An 18,069-nucleotide genomic window follows, 5' to 3' on the forward strand; every position below is an offset into this window, starting at 1 on the left:
TTCGGAATTTTGAGTATGATATAATATCCTCAAGAAACTATTATATACGGAGACGAGGAGAATTACAATGTTTGTTCAATCTGCATTGCATCAACTAAAAGTTGCTATTGATACTTCTATTTATATGCTTAACCAATATAGTGAAAACGATTTAAAAATACAACCGATTCACTCAAAACGATCATTATTTGAAATGTGTGCACATCTTTCTCTTATTTGTCATGCTGATTTACTCATTTTAAATGGTATTTCAGAAAAAGAATTACATACCTTTTATATAGAACATACGCCCGTAACAGTTGCTCACATGCAACAAACGATGATTGAAGGATACAACCTTCTCTCTAAAACATTTCTTTCCTACTCCCAAATAGAATTAGCAGAAGTTATGACTGCCTATTGGGGTATTTCTTATTCGCGCTTTGAATGGTTACTTGAAATCGTTGCACACTTTTATCATCATCGTGGACAAATTCATATTTTATTATGCGAGCATATGAAAGATCCTCGCATTCCTTTATTTGAGTGATTTTCCACTCATTCATTAATTATAAATAGAGAAGCTACAAAACCAATAAAAAGTATCATTCCTAATTTCCCCTCCTAATTGACCTACAAGAGAAACTAAAGACGGAACGGATATAGCAATACCTATTACAAAACAGACACTCATCATTACAAGTAGAGATAGATACGAAACAAAGCCCATTGAACTTAGACTAAAAATAGCAATCAACAATCCTCCTTGAAGAACTTTCCTTACTTCAAACCTCTTTGTTAAACAACCTGCAAGTGGTGACAGCAACATACCAAACAGCCCTGCTAAGCGAAAATAAAGGATTTGTTCTGCAGTTAAATTGTAAGTAGGAGAGCTCAAATAATTCCCTAAAACAGTATACATATTAACAAAAGCCATTATTAAAACAGGATTTTTCACACTGACTAGCTATCAGTTTTAAATAATGCGCAACTTCTTTAAGGCATAAGAAATTCCGCCTTCACTCGCCTTCGTTGTAACGAAATCAGCCCTTCTCTTCAACTCCTCTCCACCATTTCCCATCGCAACTCCTAATCCTACATACTGCAACATCTCAATATCATTTCCACCATCGCCAAAAGCAATGGCTTCTAATTTACTAATGTTTAAATGTTCCAATACTTTTTGAATTGCAGTTAGCTTCGATACTTTACTATCTTCCAATACATTTATAACGTAACCATGAAAACGCTCAAACGTAAGTGCTGGATATCTTTCAATGAATTTTTGAGCTTCTGTATCATCAGCATACAGACATATGCAATACATCTCATCTGATAAGTTTCTAACTTTGTCAGGATACTGCTCTAAATTTAAGGTTTCATTTAACGCTCGCATGACACGTTCATCTTTGGAAGCAATATTATTCATTGCAAATTCTTCTGTAAAGTAAGAAACACTGTGACCATGTAATTCAGCAAAATTTGAAATATCATGAACGATTTCGCTTGAAAGTACTGATTTATGTATAACTTCTTTCCCACATTTTATATGTGCACCATTTGCTGAAATAAACGTATTTATACCTAGTTCCTTAAATTGTGAGCATAAACTATATGGTCTTCCAGTTGTAACAACTACGTGAACTCCTTTATCTATTAATCTTTGTACCGCTTCTTTTGTACTTTCGTGCATGCTTCTATCAATCTCACTTAATAACGTACCGTCAACATCGAAAAATACAACTTTGTACATAAGTCTTTACATCCCGTCCAAATGATTCGTATCATTAATGAAATGCACCGTTTTTTGTTCACCCTCAATTTCAATTAAACTTATTCCCGTATCTCCCATTTTGAAATAGTAGTCCATTGAAATTGGCATTTTGAAAAATGCACGTAATAGACTATTAATTACGCCTCCATGGGCAACAATTGCAATTCGGTCATATGTATTCTCTGTCACGATTTTAGAAAAGATTCCTTCTATTCTCATTCGAAACTCAATAAACGTTTCCCCGTTTTCAAAACGATCATGAAGAAACTTTGGCTCTGGATATTTCTTTGCTTCTTCAAATGATAAGCCTGCTTGTACTCCATTATTAAACTCCATTAATTCCTCTTCTAATTGAATTGGACAACCAATTGCTTCTGCTAATGTTTCACCCGTTTCACGAGCGCGTTTTAATGTACTTGCCCAAATGAAATCTGGTGCAAAATCTTTTTTTACTTTCTGTACAAGTCTTTGTACTTGTTGTCTCCCTTTGTCAGTTAACTCAAAATCAGCTCGACCTTCATACACATGTAAAATATCAGCTTCTGATTCTCCGTGGCGTATTAGTAGTATTTGCATGTTTCTCTCTCCCTTTATTTAATATTCATAAAATTCAATTATATCACATTTTAAGATTCCAAAATAAAAAAGGAACGGTCTCCCGTCCCTCATCCATTCACTTTTTCCGCATCATTCCAATAATATTTACTAAACGCTTCTGTTAACACATCAATTGTGTTATATAATTCATCTAACGTATTATCAACACCACCAACTTCAATTAACATCGCATTTTTCGATAAATCTTGATTATAAACGCCATTTCCATCTTTTTTATACTTTGGAAAAATCCCTCTACTTAATCCGTAATAGTTTTCATCTAAATAACTATTGATCGCTCTTGCAATTTTTTCATTTTCAGCACGGCCTTCATTTTCCATCCCAATTATAAAATATAATCTTGCATACGATTTTCCGTTAATTACTTTTGTTGTTACTTTCTTACGCTGATCGTCACGGTGTATATCAATCGGAAACGCAATTTTATTATTTTGTGCTAATGCTTCTTTTACATATTCATGAGACGCTTTATATGACTGATACCATACCCACTTTTTACTCGCTAATAAATCACCCATATTCGTTTTATCATGAACTACCGGAATTCCTTGTCCTTCAAGTTGCTCTTTCATACGTTTCCCTAGTAAAGACACATTTACATCTGGGCTAGATGGATCAGTTGCCCCTGGTAATAATGGAAAGAAGGATTCCCAGCTATGTGTATGATAAATATATACTGCACTTTCACCTTTTTTCGCTCCGTTCTTTTTCTGAACCGGATTATTCTTTTCCGCTTCTGTAACTTTATCTTTTGCTATTTCCCGTTCTTTCGTTACTTCTTCAATCGGTACACTAGATTCATTTGGGATATTCGTCAAGTTTGTCCCTTCCCCAGCTACGATAATATTAGAATAATACTTTGACATACCAGGTACTTCTTTACCGACGAATGTTCTTAAATCTTTAATTTTCAAATCTGTTGCGATAGAGAACATTAAATTCCCAACTGACTCTCTTTTATTCTTCTTAAAATAATCAAATCCGTAATAGCGATTCTCACTTTCTATCATTTGAACAAAACCTTGCATCGATACTTTTCCAAACCATTGATTTGCATAATTCGATTTCATTGTATGTAAAAATGACGTCAAAATCGACGCTATCATAATTACTATTAGCGCATATAAAAGGAGTAACGAAATCAGCTTCTTCCCATGTATTCGAGTTGCATACTTTTTCACTGCATCACCTTCTTTATACATGGATATGTACAAGCTTTTCAGAATATACGCACAAAAAAAAGAGAAATGGTATACCATTTCTCTTCCTCACTTTTATTGTTCTTTTCCTGTATCATTTGAAGGTAGTTTCTTCGCTTGTTTTTCTTTAAATATTTCTCCAATTGCCCCAAGAGTACCAAGTGTTTCAATTGCATTAGACGGAATAAAGACTTTATTTGCTGGTCCTTTTGCAACTTCAGCTAATGACTCAAATGATTTGTAAGCAAGTATACGCTCATCCAAATTCGCTTCACGAAGCAATTCAATACGATTTTGTTCTGCTTTTGCAATTTCTTCAATTGCTCGTGCTTCCCCTTGTGCTTCTAATTCTTTTGCTTCTTTTATACCTTCAGCTTCGCGAATACGCGCTTCTTTATCCCCTTCAGCCATCAAGATTTTACTTTGCTTTTCTCCTTCAGCGCGAAGGACTTTATCTTGTTTTGCTGCTTCAGCTTCTAAAATAATCGCACGTTTATTACGCTCAGCCTTCATTTGTTTTTCCATTGATGCTTGCACATCTTTTGGCGGGTTAATATCAACAACTTCGACACGTTCAATACGTACGCCCCATTTTTCTGTTGCTTCATCAAGCGCTAAGCGGATTTCTGTTGAAATCTTTTCACGACCAGATAACGTTTCATCCAGTTCCATTTTACCGATGATTTGACGCATCGTTGCTGAAGTAATATTACGAACACCATATTCATAGTTTGAAATACCATATGTCGCAAGTTCTGGTTCAACAATTTGATAGAAAATAATTGTATCAATTTCTACTTGAACATTATCTTTCGTAATTACCTTTTGCGGTGGTACATTCGTTTGTTGAATGCGTAAGTCATGATATACACGAACACGATCTACAATTGGTATTAAAATATTTAACCCTGGGTGCATTATACGTTGAAACTTACCAAATCTTTCAACAACCCCAACTTTTTGCTGAGGAATAATTTTAATTGTTAATGCGATAAATGTAACTACAATTAGTGCGAATATAATCGTTAACGTTAATGCTACCATATTTATTCACTCTCCTTTTTCACTTGTAATATAGTACTATGCCTCTTTATAACAACGACTTTTTCTCCAGCATCAATTGAAGAATCTGCAATAGCTGTCCAAGTATCTCCATCCACCTTCACAATACCATTCGCTTCATTTGTAATCGCTTGCATAACAATCCCTCTTTTACCAACAAGCATATCTACTGTATCAGTAAAACCTTTTGCTTCTCGAAAGTTTTTTGAAATTCTTTTCGTAAAGAATGTCAAAGTTAAACTTACAATTGCACCAACAGTAACTTGTAACAGTAGTGCATCAGGAGCAAACAAAGCAATAAGACCTCCGACAACAGCTCCAATTCCAAGCCAAAGCATGTAAAATGTAATCGACAACATTTCCGCGATAAATAAAATACCAGCTATTATAAACCAAATTACCCAAGCAGCCATATGCAACCCTCACTTTCTTTCTCATTTTCTATATGTATATGAAGAAAAGAATGGTTTATCCGCCCTTTCTTACACTTGGGCGTTTGCTACAAGCTATTGTACATATTCACTGTTACAATGGATCATTAATATAATACTATATCAATATATTCCTCATTATACATGAAAATCCCTTTCAAAAAGTGACAAAAAATTAAATTCTTTAAAAATTTTAATTTTTAAATTACAATTATTACAATTACTAAATACTTTTTTTTATAGAGGTGATATTCTTATTGAGAAACCTGTCACTAATCTACTATTTAGGTTCCAAAATATGCATTACTCTCGCTGACATCGTATATGTAATGATTATTACAACTCATATTTATATAGCAACTAAATCAGCTACTATTACTGCTCTTTTTCCATTATTACAAGTTATCACAAATCTAATTGCTAACATCTCTGCACCACTTATGATAAATCGTTTTCCATCTTATACGCTGTTATATACGCTCCAATGGTTGAAAACAGTCTTTTTACTATTATTAATGATTTTGTTCCCGGTCTTATCCACAAACATTATAGCTCTATTAACTTTTATTTTTGTCATTTCATTATGTAGCGGGTGGAGTGCTCCATTATTATACGGTATTCTTCCGCGCCTTACACCGAAAGAAAAATTAGTAAAAGTAAATAGTATCTTTTCCTTTTCAACACAAATTGTGCAAGCCGTTGCTTATTCATTTACGAGTATTGTCGTTCTTCTCATTGGCGCTACTTCTACACTCATGATTAATAACATTTTAATGATTTTCGGATGCATTGCATTACATTTTTCATTACGTTCCATACATACTGAAAGAATAGCAGATTCTCCCTCTTCCAAAAGTACTGTTTTATTGGAAGGTTGGAAACTCCTATTTCAAAATCCATCTCTCCGTACCGTTACATATATGGACTTAATCGAAACTTTCGCAGGAACAATATGGATTGGTGCTATTACGATGGCATACGTTACGACTATCCTTCATAAGGGCGAAGAATGGTGGGGATATATTAATACAAGTTATTATGTTGGCACGTTAATCGGTGGTCTATTAGCATGGAAAATGAGTTCCTATATTCAAAACAATTTAATACGATCTATGTCGATTAGCTCTCTTATATTTAGCATTCTTACATTTTTATATGGTACGACGAGCAGTGGATTTATTGCGCTTTTTCTATGTGTTCTAATGGGACCATGTTATCAAATTAGAGATATTTCTCAAACGACTGTTTTACAATCAAGTGTCGCCCCTTCTTTATTATCCAAAATGTATACAGCACATGGCGCACTTCTTTCAACAGCCTCTGGACTATCTATGCTTAGCATTGGCATTATTACTGATATGTTCGGTGTTCGTACAATTTATATCATCGCTTCTATTCTTATTTTATGTTCCGCTTGTTTATCTTTTAGTTTATTAAAATATCATAAGACAGAGCAGAACGATATTTCACTTTAATCACTAAAACAAAGAGGACAGGGATTCCTGTCCTCTTTGTTTATTCTATTCATGATAAGTTGGGGATTTTTCTATGCTTTGTCGCTTGTTCAAAAGCATAAGCTAATTTAATTAATATCCCTTCACTAAATGCAGTGCTTGCAATGGTAATTCCAAAAGGCCTCCCGCTTTCCATATACCCTGCCGGTATTGCTATAGACGGATAACCCGCTTTCGCACATATAGTAGAACCTATATAGGAAGGAAACAGTATCGCATCAAGATTATATTTTTCCAATGCAAAATCAATGCCTTGTTCTTGAGAAAAATATATATCTTCTAATCTCGCATTTAAATATTCTGGATTTCGTAACGTATTAGGAAAATCTTTTCTTCCCTCTAACTTAGTTTGTCCATATTTTAAAGCTCTTTCTGCTATGTTTTTATTAAACTCCATTAACTCCGAAATAGAATGTACCGGGATAGTAGAAGGTAATTTAGAAAGATAGTTATCTAAACTATGCTTCAGCTCATAAAGCGGAACTCCCCAGCTCCATTCTCTATGAAAAGAAGGAATATCAATATTTTCTACTACTGTCGCTCCTTCATTACGTAATACTTGTATCGTTTCCTTAAACAAGATTTCATCATACTCACCATTTTCGTAATAATCTTTTGGTGCATCGTTAAACACACCAATCTTCGCTCCATTTAAACCATTTGCATCAAGGTAAGATGTATAATCCCGATATGCCCTACCGTCACTTTTGTGAGTAACTACATCTTTCTCATCCACTCCAGTTAAACTCCCTAGCAAAATAGTAGCATCGGTTACCGTTCTAGCAAATGGTCCAGCTGTATCTTGCGAATAAGTAAATGGAATAATTCCTCTACGACTAATTAAACCGACAGTCGGTTTAATACCTACTACAGAATTTTGAACAGCGGGGCTCAAAATAGAAGCATCGGTTTCTGTCCCAACAGATACTACTGTAAAGTTAGCAGCAACTGCTATTGCAGATCCTGTACTAGATCCGCCAACAAACATATGATCCTTGCCCGTTCCATATGGATTGATTGTTTGACCACCTCTTGCACTATATCCAGCCCACATTTCAAAAGACATTGCATTTGCTAATTCTGTCATATTCGTTTTTCCTATTATCACTGCCCCTGCTTCTCGCAGTTTAGTAACGAGAAATGCATCTTCACTGCTTATATTTTGTTCTAGAGCTATTGTACCTGCACTTGTATGCATGAAGTCATTCGTTTCAATATTATCCTTAAGCAAAACAGGTATTCCATGCAATGGTCCCCTTACGCCGTTTGTCTTTCTTTCATAATCTAACGCTTCTGCAATAAAAATAGCATCTGGATTGATTTCTAAAATTGAATTAATTTTCGGCCCGTCTTGATCATACTTTGCGATTCTATAGAGATAATACATCACTAGCTCTTTTGAAGTTAGCTTTCCAGATTCCATTTCATTTTGAATATCTTGAATTGTTAATTCCTTTTTTAAGATTGAATTAAACTGAATTTCCATTTATATTCTCCCTTATATGAACTTTTTTAACATATACCCCTTACTTTTTCAATTTTTCATCTCAACACATCCTAAATTAATATCCCTTTAAAGAAATTCAATACTCTTATTTAAACACCTTTAATTTCCCGAAAAATAAAAAAAGTCTGAAACGGATTAACCTTCGCTTCAGACTCTTACATTACTGTGCGTATACTTCATCTAATAAATGTAAAAACTCACCTTGTTTCCCAGCTAATTCAGGGCATTTTGCAATATCAACCCATTCATAGCAAAATACTAATCCTTTATCTTCCTCACCAGCACTTACAATATGTTCCCAAGTATCCTTTACATCTGTTAGTAAAGTTACATGGAAAAAGTGGCGTTTTTCATACTCCTGTTTTTCTTTCATATGTATAATGTAATCTGCTAAAAACCGCTCTATGCATAAATGACGCAATCCGGATTCTTCCTGTACTTCACGCAATATAGCAGCTTCTAACGTTTCACCTTCATCAACCGTTCCCCCTGGCACTTGAATACCAGCTTCATGTATATCACGATGTTTAAAAACAAGTAATTGCATAACCCCCTCTTGTTCTCTTGTAATATATGCATGTACTTTTTTCTTATATAACATCGTCATTGTACATCTCTCCCCTCAATTGTTCACTCTGTTACTTCTTCAAGCGTCAGTTGATTATCATACAAATATGTAGCTTGTGGATTTCCCACATACCTTACGTGCCATGGTTCATACCGATAGCCCGTAATCGTTTCTTTCGCTTTTGTGTATCGAACCACAAAACCAAATTTATGGGCATTTTCAGAAAGCCACTGACCTTCTTTCGTTTCCCCAAAAACTGTCTCTAACTGAAATTTAGCAGATTGAGACGTAATATCCATAGCTAGTCCAGTTTGATGCTCACTTGTGCCAGGAACCGCGCTAGACATTGCTGTTTTTGCTTCCCCGTCTTGTTTTTTATACATCGTATTTAATGCTTTTTGTCGATCAAAAGATCTAAATCCAGAAACTGCAAAAAGAAAAATACGCTCGTTGTCAGCCTGCTGAAACATATCCTCAAGCGCCCTCGCTGCCTCTTTTCTCATCTTTTTCTTTTCTTGATCACCTTCACTAGAGTAGCGCACTTTCGGAATAACTAAATCTGGCGGTCTATACCCATCTGGTAAACGCCTACTTTTATTTACAAGTACAAGCATTGAATTCGGATTATTAATTACCGCAATATCCCCATCCATATTAGCAATCGTTTCTTTCGCTTTCGGAAATATGCTATTTACACTTACTTCCCGCGCCTGCTTATCCTTATACATTTTATAATTGATTCCTGCTACTCCAATAATAATTATTGCAGCTACAATACCAAGTAGTGCCCATCTTTTTTTCATATAACGACCTCTTATTTTAATAATTTGGCCATTTCATACTCATCGATGCCCTTTCCATCGATAATAAGAGCAGCTTTTTTGACACCTTCTTTCTCAAATCCAGCTTTTTTATATAGTGCCTGAGCTCTTGTATTGTGGGCCATTACTGTTAATTCTAAACGCCATACATCATGTAATTTTGCCCACTTCTCAACCTCTTTAAACAATCTCGTCCCAATACCTCGCCCGTTATACTCTTGCAAAATACCAATTACAATGGTTGCCACATGCCTCTTTCTTTGAATGTTATTTCCATTCACTAATATAAAACCTACTATCCTCTCATCTTCAACTGCTACAAATATTGTTGCATATTCATTTTCTATAAAGCGATGGATCATTTTTTCTTGTTGCTCAGCTGTAGTTTTTCTTTCTCCTGGTTCATATAACATAAACTTCGTTTCTTCATCTAATTGCTTACTTAATTGCAAAAATGATGATGCATCTTCTATTTCGATCTCCCTAATCACTTCAATCACCCTACCAGTTTCATAATAAAAAGTTTTCCTTATAAAAAGATTTTCTCTACTTTCCTGAAAATCCCTTTGTAAATCTCCTGCTATAAATTGACAAATTTCGATATTACTATAACAACGACAAATTATGTCTATTCTGTGACGTCTCATCATTACAAAGAAAAAACGCAAGCATTACACTTACGTTTTTTCAAAAATACTGTGAATTCCTCCTCATCATGTGAGGTCTCTCACCAATTTAAATTTCACTTTATCCATTCACTTTTTCTGCCTGCCAAAAATATTCACCAAATGCTTTAGCAAGTGCATCAATTGATCGATTCAATTCTTCCTCTGTATTATCTACACCGCCAACTTCTATTAATATCGCTTGTCCTGATAGGTCTTGATTATAGATTCCATTTCCTGTCTGAAACCCTTTTTGAATGACCCCACGGCTCACTCCTGGATATTTCTTATTAATCGCCTCATGTAAAGCTGTCGCTAATTGTAAGTTTTTTTCATAGTTTTTATTTCCTTTCCCTACTACAAATGCAAGCTTTGCATATGATTTATCTCCAATTGTTTTTGTCGTTACATTCTTTCGGGCACTATCACGATGCAAATCAAAAAAGTATTGAAGATCTTTATTTCCAGCCATAGCTTGCTGCACAATTTCTCGTGACATTTTATACGAACTATTACTGTTTAAACCTTTACTTATTAACTTTTGACCAACATCACTCTTATCGTTAGTAGCCCCAATCCCTTCACCTTCTAGTTGTTCACGGAAACGATCTCCTAATATAGAAATATTCGACACAGAACTCGTTGCTTTATTCGGATTCGGGTCATTCGTTAAGTTAAGTAAAGGTAAATAAGATTCCCAGCTATGTGTATGATAAATAAACGCAACTTGTCTCTTCCCAGTCGTTTGGGACGGCTGTTTTTTCTCTTTATTCGTATCTTGTTTAGGTGCTTGTCCAGTTCCACTAGTCCGTTCCTTCACTACTTCTTCAAGAGGAACACTCGACTCTATCGGTAAGTTAGAATAATTTGTACCCTCACCCGCAATAACAATTTCTGTATCGTACTTACCAAATCCCGGGAGCTCTTTCCCGACAAAACTGCGTACATCATTAAAGCGAATATTTGTAGCCATAGAAAAGAGAAAAGAAGAAATTGAAAAATCTTGATTCAAATTTCGATACTCCTGTGTAAAATAATGATTCTCTTTTCCAAGTACATACATGTAACCATTCATCGATAACTCATTTAACCAATTATATAAATACGTTGACTTTGTCTCTTTCATAGAGGTTACCATCAGACTAATAAGAAAAAAAGTCGCTAGCACTGTAGTAATAACAAATAAAACTAACTTACGCATATTTGTAAACTTCATAAAAAAAAAGCCCCGATTCATACTATCACCTCTCTATTTCAAGTTATGTACAAGCCCTAGAGAATAGACCGTTAAAATTTCGGCTATATTGTTAATGAGGTGAAATGAATTGAAGCTATTAATAGGAATATTACCAATCGCTCTATCATTCATTTTTTATTTGTCCGCTAAGCAACCAAAAATCTCTATTGTGCTACATATTTCTGCGTACTTGGCACTATATGTACTTGGTACAATTATTTCCATTAATATATACGATGTTTTAATACAAGATTTAGTTTTCATGACGAGCATTCATGGAATTTTACTGAATCCATTTTTCCTTATTGCAGGAGCGTATATAGGAACATACACTTTGTACCTACTTTTGTCTCACATTATTATGAAAATAAAAAATGGAGCGTAATGAAATGCAACCACCATTTATCTGTCATACATGCAAAAAAAGAATTGTGAGAAAGAAAGACCTTATTACAGCCACATGGTACTTCCGCTTTTATTTATTTCACAGTGATTGTTTTAAACGACAGCAAGTGTTTATCTCACGATTTCTCCCTGTGAATACACTTTTCAATTTCTTTCTTATTATATATGGACTTATTTTTGGCAGTATTCTTATGATTACAGAACCATCTATTATTTGGCTGACTTTCTTTTTTCCTATTTTTTATCGGTTTCTTTCTTATTATTATGTTGAACGTTTTTTCTCTACATAACGCGCAGACTGACCTCTCGGAATACTTAAACATTCCCACTCATTTTCTTTTAACATCTTCCCAATGTAAATAATCTGACCAATATGCAATGCATAATGAGAAATTTGCCTTTCAATTGCTTGCATGACAGTATGTGCTTCACCGCGAATGTATACCGTCTTCAATAAGTGTTCCGGCGTTAAAGTATTCATCGTATTAAAAACATATTTCCATCCTTCTTGCCAAGCTATAAGGGTTTCTTCTTTTGAATGATAGCATCCTTCAAATTCACCATCTCGATTACGATCTGTTTTTTCACCATCAGACGTTAAAAAATCCGTCCATCTAGAACGCATATTACCGTGCAGATGCTTAATAATAATCGCTATACTATTTGTTTCTTCATGAGAAGACCATTGTATTTGTTCATATGATAATTGAGAAAGTGCCCGTTCCCCTTGTTTCTTTGTTGCTTTAAAGTTCGAAATCGCACATTGCAAATATTCTCGTCCGATATCCATATTAGCCCCTACCTTCACCCTAGCTAATTTTTGTTCCATTTGGCAATTCCATATTAGGCTGAAGTAACACAACATCATCAGCTTCAGGAACACCACCAAGCACAAGCACTTCTGATTTGAATCCAGCTACACGCTTTGGTGGAAAGTTTACAACAGCAACGATTTGTTGACCGATTAAATCTTCTGGAATATACCTTTTCGTAATTTGAGCACTTGACTGCTTTATCCCGATTTCTCCAAAATCTATTGCTAGTTTAATCGCTGGTACTCTCGCTTCTTTAAATTCCTCTGCATGTATTACAGTTCCAATTCTCAAATCCAAATTTAAAAAATCTTCAAAATTAGCCATTTATCATTCCCCCCAATTATTACTTAGACAAAATACAAAAATCCCCTTCAAAAAAAGAAAGGTGCCTAAGCACCTTTCTTTTGTAATTCACTTGATTCATTTGATTTATAGAAGAAGAAACCGAGAATCCCGCCAATACATGATGGAATTAACCATCCGATTCCTTCGTTATATAACGGTAACATTTGTAGTACATTAGAAATCGCGTCAATTTTAATTTTCGCACTTTCTAAACCGTTAAAGAAACTAATTAACAATGCACCTAAAATAGCTCCAATATAAATTGTATTACGCTTCCCAATCCACTTATGGAAATACGAAAGTACGATTAATACAATTGCAACTGGATAAATGATCATTAACACAGGTAATGTTACTGCGATTAATTGTGTTAAACCTAGGTTAGATACAATTAAACTAAATACACATACCATTGTTACAATCGTTTTATGCGAAAGTTTTGGGAATAAGTTTGTAAAGAAACCTGCACACGCAGATGTTAACCCAACAGAAGTTGTTAAACAAGCGAGTATAATAACAAGCCCTAATAAAATTTTACCACTCGTCCCATATAGCTCATTTACAACATTCGTTAAAATAAGGCCACCGTTTTCTGAGATACCAAGTGATGTACTTGTTGAACCAAGATAAGCAAGTGATAAATAAATTAACGTTAAACCAAGTACAGCAATAATACCTGATACTACTGTTATTTTTGCAATTTGACTACTCTCTTTTATCCCTTTAGAGCGGATAACTTGTACAACGACAATTCCGAATACAAGCGCGCTAATTGCATCCATCGTTAAATATCCTTGAATAAATCCACCAAAGAAAGCATTTTCTTTGTAAGCAGCTAACGGCGCAGCTGGCTCTCCAATTGGATCAATAATTGCCTTTCCGACAATAACAGCGACAATTAATACTAATAATGGTGTAAGAAACTTTCCGAACCAATCCACTAATTTAGATGGATTTAATGATAAATACCACGTTATTCCGAAGAAAACTATCGTGAAAAGAAATAGCATGTACCACTCTGAAACCATTGCCTCTGATAAAAACGGCTTCATACCCATTTCAAACGAAACAGCTCCAGTACGAGGAATCGCGAAAAATGGTCCAATTGCTAAATAACTAATCAATGGGAAAATAAACGCAAATATAGGGTGGACTCTAGAAGACAGCGCTTTCAAGTCCCCCTCTACAAACGCGACAGCTGTTACAGCTAGTAGGGGTAATCCGACTCCCGTTACAAGGAATCCTATTGTAGCAATCCAAACATTCTCTCCTGCTTGTTGACCTAAAACTGGCGGAAAAATTAAATTTCCTGCTCCTAAAAATAATGCAAATAGCATTAAACCAATTGCTACCGTATCACCTGGCCTTAAACGTCCCTTCATGCTCTTCATTTGCATAGCACTTTTTCATTGTTTATCTCTATATTTTACAATATGCTATGCATCCTCCTCTCTGCTCAAGATGATAAAATATGCCCCTTACAAAGCAGTGTCTTTCTCCATAATTTCTCCATTCCCCTTATTTTTACTCTAATCATTAATACAATTATTATTTTGAATTTTGATTTTTTCGAATTTTTAAATCATTAGAGTGTTATTACGTGGAGTGTAGATGTCAGACCTCTTTGTTTTTATCACACATATAGTAACATATTTAGTTACAAAATAAAAACATATTTTCAAATTGATTTTTTTGAAAATCGAAATTATCTACATTTTTTATTCTCTTACACAAATATTGTTACAATCTCACCTATTATTCAATTGTTATTTTCAAATAACTTTATACACGTAACATACAAAAGCCATCTAATATATAATTAGATGGCTTTTGTTATGTTACTCTATCGTTTCAACTTCACGTGGATTTTTCATCTCTTCCACATACACAACTCTAAATCCGTGATCTTCTAAATCTTTCAATAATGTCTCTAATTCACCGTCGTTAAACTCTTCTCCTAATGTAAACATAATTCTACGAACTAATAAGGCATCATTATCAAAAGTCATCAAACTTTGAATACCAGTGTATTTCTTTAAAACTGTCGATAATTTTTGGATTGCTCCATTATAGTCTTGCGTTCCAATCATGACAGAGTATTTACTAGAGTGAACGCCCCATGCATCCTCTAATAACTCAAAAACTTTTTTATGCGTTAAAATTCCAAGGAAAACCCCTTTTTCATCAACTACTGATAAATAAGGCAATTTTTTTATTGTAAAAAATACTTTAAAGAAAGATGAATCTTCTCTCACAAATCCTTCTTTATCGTTTAATAATTGTATTACACTCTCATCAAGTGATCCTTTATATTCTAAAATATCTACTTTATATATATTCCCTAAAAATTTCTCTTTTTTTTCATCTAAAACTGGTACACAACGATACCCCGTTTTATTTAAATGCTCTAACGCTTCCCCAATCGTAATCGAACTTGAGCACAGTAAAACTTCCCTTTTCGGCACGTAATTCCCTTTAATCCTCATAAAAAGCCTCCTTATGTTAAAATACTTTCTGTGCCATAACTATATTATATTTTCAGAAAAAAATAAACGATTTATTTTATTTTTCTGAAAATTATTCATTTTCTTGTCATAATTTATTCATGAATCCTTCACTTGTATATTTTTGCTATCAAATCTTCTCTCTGAATTACTAAATGAAAAATATATTGTAACTTCTTTCAAAAAAAGCTAAAATAAGAATAATAATTTTCTGAATATTCTAAGAGTAGGTGGTTATATGTCCTTATTACGCTCACATATATGTAAATTTATAATTGGTGTTATTGTTATTTTTGCCATAAGTCCTATTCCAGCTCTTTTTATTACACACAATTACTCTTATCAAAATGGATTTATTAGCATTTTTCAAAACTTCGCACAGCTTTCTTCTATATCAATTCCAAAGGTTGATTGGATGCATGAATCTATCTTTTTCTCAGCAAACCAAATGATACATACTTCTAATCATTCAACACCATTATTCCCTTACATATGGGAAATATATTTTATATCGATTGTTCGTTTTACTTTTACCCTTGCGATCGGATTTTTCATAAGTTTGGGTATCGGCCATTTATTTTTCAAAGTACCTAACTCGTTTAAAAAGTTTACTACTGTATTGAAATGGATACCTTACTCTTTTTGCACTGTAGTATTACAATGTTCAGTCTTATTACTACTTCTATACATCGCACAATTTATAAACCTTCCTTACTACTCATCATTTATCATCGTATGTAGTACTTCCATGATTATCGTTATGCAAGCAGTAAAAAAATGGATTCCTTTCTTAAAAAACACAAATGAATATGAAATAAAACATGATTCTTTTCTTGTGGATACATTGTTTTTGGCGCTTACTTCGAATCATAAATCAATTTTAGGTTCCATTATTCTTTCATTCGTTTTTATGGAATGCGTTTTTCATGCAAATGGACTGTTACAATTTATCGTTCAATTTGGCGGAAATTCACCCATAATTGTTACAATCGGCTTATTACTACTCTATATCCCATATAGCATACTTTCTTTCCTTCAAACACTATGGACCACAAACTACTCCAAGCAACAGTCATACACTTTAACGAGAAGTGTTCCAAAACCTTAATTTAAAATAACCCTCTATAATCTAAAAGTAGGGGGTTATTCCTTTTGTATAGCGGACAAAATAACAGCAAATTCAAAAACTATTACAGAAACATACCAATATTTACCCTTTTCCTTTGACTATTCTTTTCATTTGGATTTATTATAAAAGTATAACATAATTGCAGGAGGTGACATCTTTATTCCAAACCTTGGAATGGAGAACACGCTTGGACATATTAAATATTTTTCTCATCTTTGTACTTATTCTTATTTCTGGCTTTTTCGTTGCATCAGAATTCGCTGTTGTAAAAGTACGAAAAAGTCGAATTGACCAACTTGCAAATGAAGGTAATAAACAAGCTTTAGCTGCAAGAAGCGTCCTATCTAATTTAGATGTTTATTTATCAGCTTGTCAGCTCGGAATTACAATCACTTCTTTAGGGCTTGGTTGGCTTGGTGAACCGACTGTGGAACATATACTACGACCGCTCTTTGAAAAAATTAATATTACTGGAACAATGGCTAACACTTTATCTTTTGTTATTGCTTTTAGTGTTATTACATTTTTCCACGTTGTATTAGGTGAATTAGTTCCAAAGTCTTTCGCAATTCAAAAAGCAGAAGCAATCACACTCAAATTTGCAAGACCGCTTATTTTATTTGATAAAATTATGTATCCATTCATTTGGCTACTCAATAGTACAGCTATATTTTTCACAAAACTACTCGGATTAGAACCTGCGAAGGAAAGTGAACTTGCTCATTCTGAAGAGGAATTGCGACTCATTTTAGGTGAAAGTTTTAAAAGCGGTGAAATAAACCAAACCGAATATAAATATGTAAATAACATTTTTGAATTTGATGATCGAGTTGCGAAAGAAATTATGGTTCCTCGTACCGAAATGATTTGCTTGTCTACTGAAAATACGTTAGAAGAAAATATGGATATCGTCGCTACTGAAAAATATACACGCTATCCAATCATTGAAAAAGATAAAGATGATATCATTGGAATGATCAATACGAAAGAAGTATTCCATGATCAAACGAAAGGTATTTATAAACCACTTGAATCTTATATACATCCTGTTCTAACTGTATTTGAAACAGTTCCAATTCGTAAAACGTTAGTCCACCTTCAAAAAAATCGCGTTCAGATGGCAATCGTTATGGATGAATATGGTGGTACTGCCGGACTTTTAACGATGGAAGATATTCTTGAAGAAATCATTGGAGAAATTCAAGATGAATTCGATGCTGATGAATCACCTATGATTGAAAAGCGTACACCTAAGCTTACTGTTTTAGATGGAAAGGTGCTTATTTCTGAAGTAAATGATATGTTTGGCCTACATATTGATGATAGTGATTTAGATACAATCGGAGGATGGCTTCTCTCTCAAGCAGTTGACTTAAATATTGAAGCTGGCTATTCCATTGAATATGCTGGTTTTCAATTTAAAGTATTAGAACTTGATGGACATCAAATCAAAAAAGTTGCTGTACATAAACTAGATATTAAAAAGGAGCTATAAA

At 34.0% G+C, this 18,069-nt stretch carries 21 protein-coding genes; 6 read left to right on the top strand and 15 right to left on the bottom strand.

Annotation, left to right across the window (positions count from 1 at the left end):
• Window positions 1-67: 67 nt before the first annotated feature.
• Window positions 68-529: a DinB family protein gene (locus tag MR107_RS05015; RefSeq protein ID WP_000498002.1), complete on the top strand. Its 462-nt coding sequence runs from the start codon at window positions 68-70 to the stop codon at window positions 527-529.
• Window positions 530-544: 15 nt separating this feature from the next.
• Here the strand turns inward: MR107_RS05015 and MR107_RS05020 are convergent, their stop codons facing one another.
• The 6 genes from MR107_RS05020 to MR107_RS05045 form a co-directional block, all read right to left on the bottom strand.
• Entirely contained in the window at window positions 545-916 is a 372-nt protein-coding gene (locus MR107_RS05020; RefSeq protein ID WP_134207710.1) for an MFS transporter, read from the bottom strand.
• Window positions 917-955: 39 nt separating this feature from the next.
• Window positions 956-1,732, bottom strand: coding sequence for a Cof-type HAD-IIB family hydrolase (locus MR107_RS05025; RefSeq protein WP_242292106.1), 777 nt, complete (start codon window positions 1,730-1,732; stop codon window positions 956-958).
• A 6-nt stretch (window positions 1,733-1,738) separates the two neighbouring features.
• Complete coding sequence (locus MR107_RS05030) at window positions 1,739-2,329, bottom strand: histidine phosphatase family protein (protein ID WP_242292107.1); 591 nt, start codon at window positions 2,327-2,329, stop codon at window positions 1,739-1,741.
• A gap of 89 nt (window positions 2,330-2,418) precedes the next feature.
• The gene (spoIIP, locus tag MR107_RS05035) at window positions 2,419-3,630 is read right to left on the bottom strand and encodes a stage II sporulation protein P (protein ID WP_319006068.1); all 1,212 of its coding nucleotides are present in this window, start codon (window positions 3,628-3,630) and stop codon (window positions 2,419-2,421) included.
• 15 nt (window positions 3,631-3,645) lie between these two features.
• A complete protein-coding gene (locus MR107_RS05040) occupies window positions 3,646-4,614 on the bottom strand; it encodes an SPFH domain-containing protein (protein ID WP_000226252.1) in 969 nt (322 codons plus the stop codon).
• 2 nt (window positions 4,615-4,616) lie between these two features.
• Complete coding sequence (locus MR107_RS05045) at window positions 4,617-5,045, bottom strand: NfeD family protein (protein WP_000741976.1); 429 nt, start codon at window positions 5,043-5,045, stop codon at window positions 4,617-4,619.
• A gap of 275 nt (window positions 5,046-5,320) precedes the next feature.
• On the opposite strand from MR107_RS05045, the gene MR107_RS05050 reads away from it, so the two are divergent.
• Entirely contained in the window at window positions 5,321-6,538 is a 1,218-nt protein-coding gene (locus MR107_RS05050) for an MFS transporter (protein WP_242292108.1), read from the top strand.
• Window positions 6,539-6,587: 49 nt separating this feature from the next.
• Here the strand turns inward: MR107_RS05050 and MR107_RS05055 are convergent, their stop codons facing one another.
• The 5 genes from MR107_RS05055 to spoIIP (MR107_RS05075) all read right to left on the bottom strand — a co-directional run bounded on the left by MR107_RS05055 (window position 6,588) and on the right by spoIIP (MR107_RS05075) (window position 11,375).
• On the bottom strand, window positions 6,588-8,063 hold the full coding sequence (locus MR107_RS05055; RefSeq protein WP_000405417.1) for an amidase family protein: 1,476 nt from the start codon (window positions 8,061-8,063) through the stop codon (window positions 6,588-6,590).
• A 181-nt stretch (window positions 8,064-8,244) separates the two neighbouring features.
• Window positions 8,245-8,691, bottom strand: a complete 447-nt coding sequence (locus tag MR107_RS05060; RefSeq protein WP_000178293.1) for an NUDIX hydrolase — start codon at window positions 8,689-8,691, stop codon at window positions 8,245-8,247.
• Between the two features lie 23 nt (window positions 8,692-8,714).
• The gene (locus MR107_RS05065; protein WP_000747647.1) at window positions 8,715-9,455 is read right to left on the bottom strand and encodes a M15 family metallopeptidase; all 741 of its coding nucleotides are present in this window, start codon (window positions 9,453-9,455) and stop codon (window positions 8,715-8,717) included.
• Between the two features lie 11 nt (window positions 9,456-9,466).
• A complete protein-coding gene (locus MR107_RS05070) occupies window positions 9,467-9,964 on the bottom strand; it encodes a GNAT family N-acetyltransferase (protein WP_000617576.1) in 498 nt (165 codons plus the stop codon).
• 256 nt (window positions 9,965-10,220) lie between these two features.
• Window positions 10,221-11,375, bottom strand: coding sequence for a stage II sporulation protein P (spoIIP, locus tag MR107_RS05075; protein ID WP_001079278.1), 1,155 nt, complete (start codon window positions 11,373-11,375; stop codon window positions 10,221-10,223).
• 88 nt (window positions 11,376-11,463) lie between these two features.
• Between spoIIP (MR107_RS05075) and MR107_RS05080 the strand changes: the two genes are divergently transcribed.
• Both MR107_RS05080 and MR107_RS05085 read left to right on the top strand, forming a co-directional pair.
• On the top strand, window positions 11,464-11,760 hold the full coding sequence (locus tag MR107_RS05080) for a hypothetical protein (protein WP_000770738.1): 297 nt from the start codon (window positions 11,464-11,466) through the stop codon (window positions 11,758-11,760).
• A 4-nt stretch (window positions 11,761-11,764) separates the two neighbouring features.
• Window positions 11,765-12,070: a hypothetical protein gene (locus MR107_RS05085; protein WP_002164560.1), complete on the top strand. Its 306-nt coding sequence runs from the start codon at window positions 11,765-11,767 to the stop codon at window positions 12,068-12,070.
• Here MR107_RS05085 and MR107_RS05090 read toward each other — a convergent pair.
• The 4 genes from MR107_RS05090 to cbpA form a co-directional block, all read right to left on the bottom strand.
• Window positions 12,043-12,609 carry a DUF1572 domain-containing protein gene (locus MR107_RS05090; protein WP_000435830.1) on the bottom strand — a complete coding sequence of 189 codons (567 nt, stop codon included), beginning with the start codon at window positions 12,607-12,609 and terminating at the stop codon, window positions 12,043-12,045. The two genes, MR107_RS05085 and MR107_RS05090, sit on opposite strands and share 28 nt — an antisense overlap.
• Window positions 12,590-12,919: a chaperone CsaA gene (gene csaA / locus MR107_RS05095; RefSeq protein ID WP_001263013.1), complete on the bottom strand. Its 330-nt coding sequence runs from the start codon at window positions 12,917-12,919 to the stop codon at window positions 12,590-12,592. The genes MR107_RS05090 and csaA overlap by 20 nt, the downstream gene beginning before the upstream one ends.
• 65 nt (window positions 12,920-12,984) lie before the next feature.
• On the bottom strand, window positions 12,985-14,322 hold the full coding sequence (gene brnQ4, locus MR107_RS05100) for a branched-chain amino acid transport system II carrier protein BrnQ4 (RefSeq protein ID WP_011110049.1): 1,338 nt from the start codon (window positions 14,320-14,322) through the stop codon (window positions 12,985-12,987).
• A gap of 456 nt (window positions 14,323-14,778) precedes the next feature.
• Window positions 14,779-15,426 carry a cyclic di-AMP binding protein CbpA gene (gene cbpA / locus MR107_RS05105; protein WP_001220526.1) on the bottom strand — a complete coding sequence of 216 codons (648 nt, stop codon included), beginning with the start codon at window positions 15,424-15,426 and terminating at the stop codon, window positions 14,779-14,781.
• 256 nt (window positions 15,427-15,682) lie between these two features.
• Here cbpA and MR107_RS05110 point away from each other — a divergent pair, with 256 nt between their 5' ends.
• Both MR107_RS05110 and MR107_RS05115 read left to right on the top strand, forming a co-directional pair.
• Window positions 15,683-16,552, top strand: a complete 870-nt coding sequence (locus MR107_RS05110; RefSeq protein ID WP_000055268.1) for a hypothetical protein — start codon at window positions 15,683-15,685, stop codon at window positions 16,550-16,552.
• Between the two features lie 208 nt (window positions 16,553-16,760).
• On the top strand, window positions 16,761-18,068 hold the full coding sequence (locus MR107_RS05115) for a hemolysin family protein (RefSeq protein ID WP_242292109.1): 1,308 nt from the start codon (window positions 16,761-16,763) through the stop codon (window positions 18,066-18,068).
• Window position 18,069: the final 1 nt, after the last annotated feature.

The organism is Bacillus cereus group sp. BfR-BA-01441 (assembly GCF_022663075.1).
GTDB classification, from domain to species: Bacteria; Bacillota; Bacilli; order Bacillales; family Bacillaceae_G; genus Bacillus_A; species Bacillus_A cereus.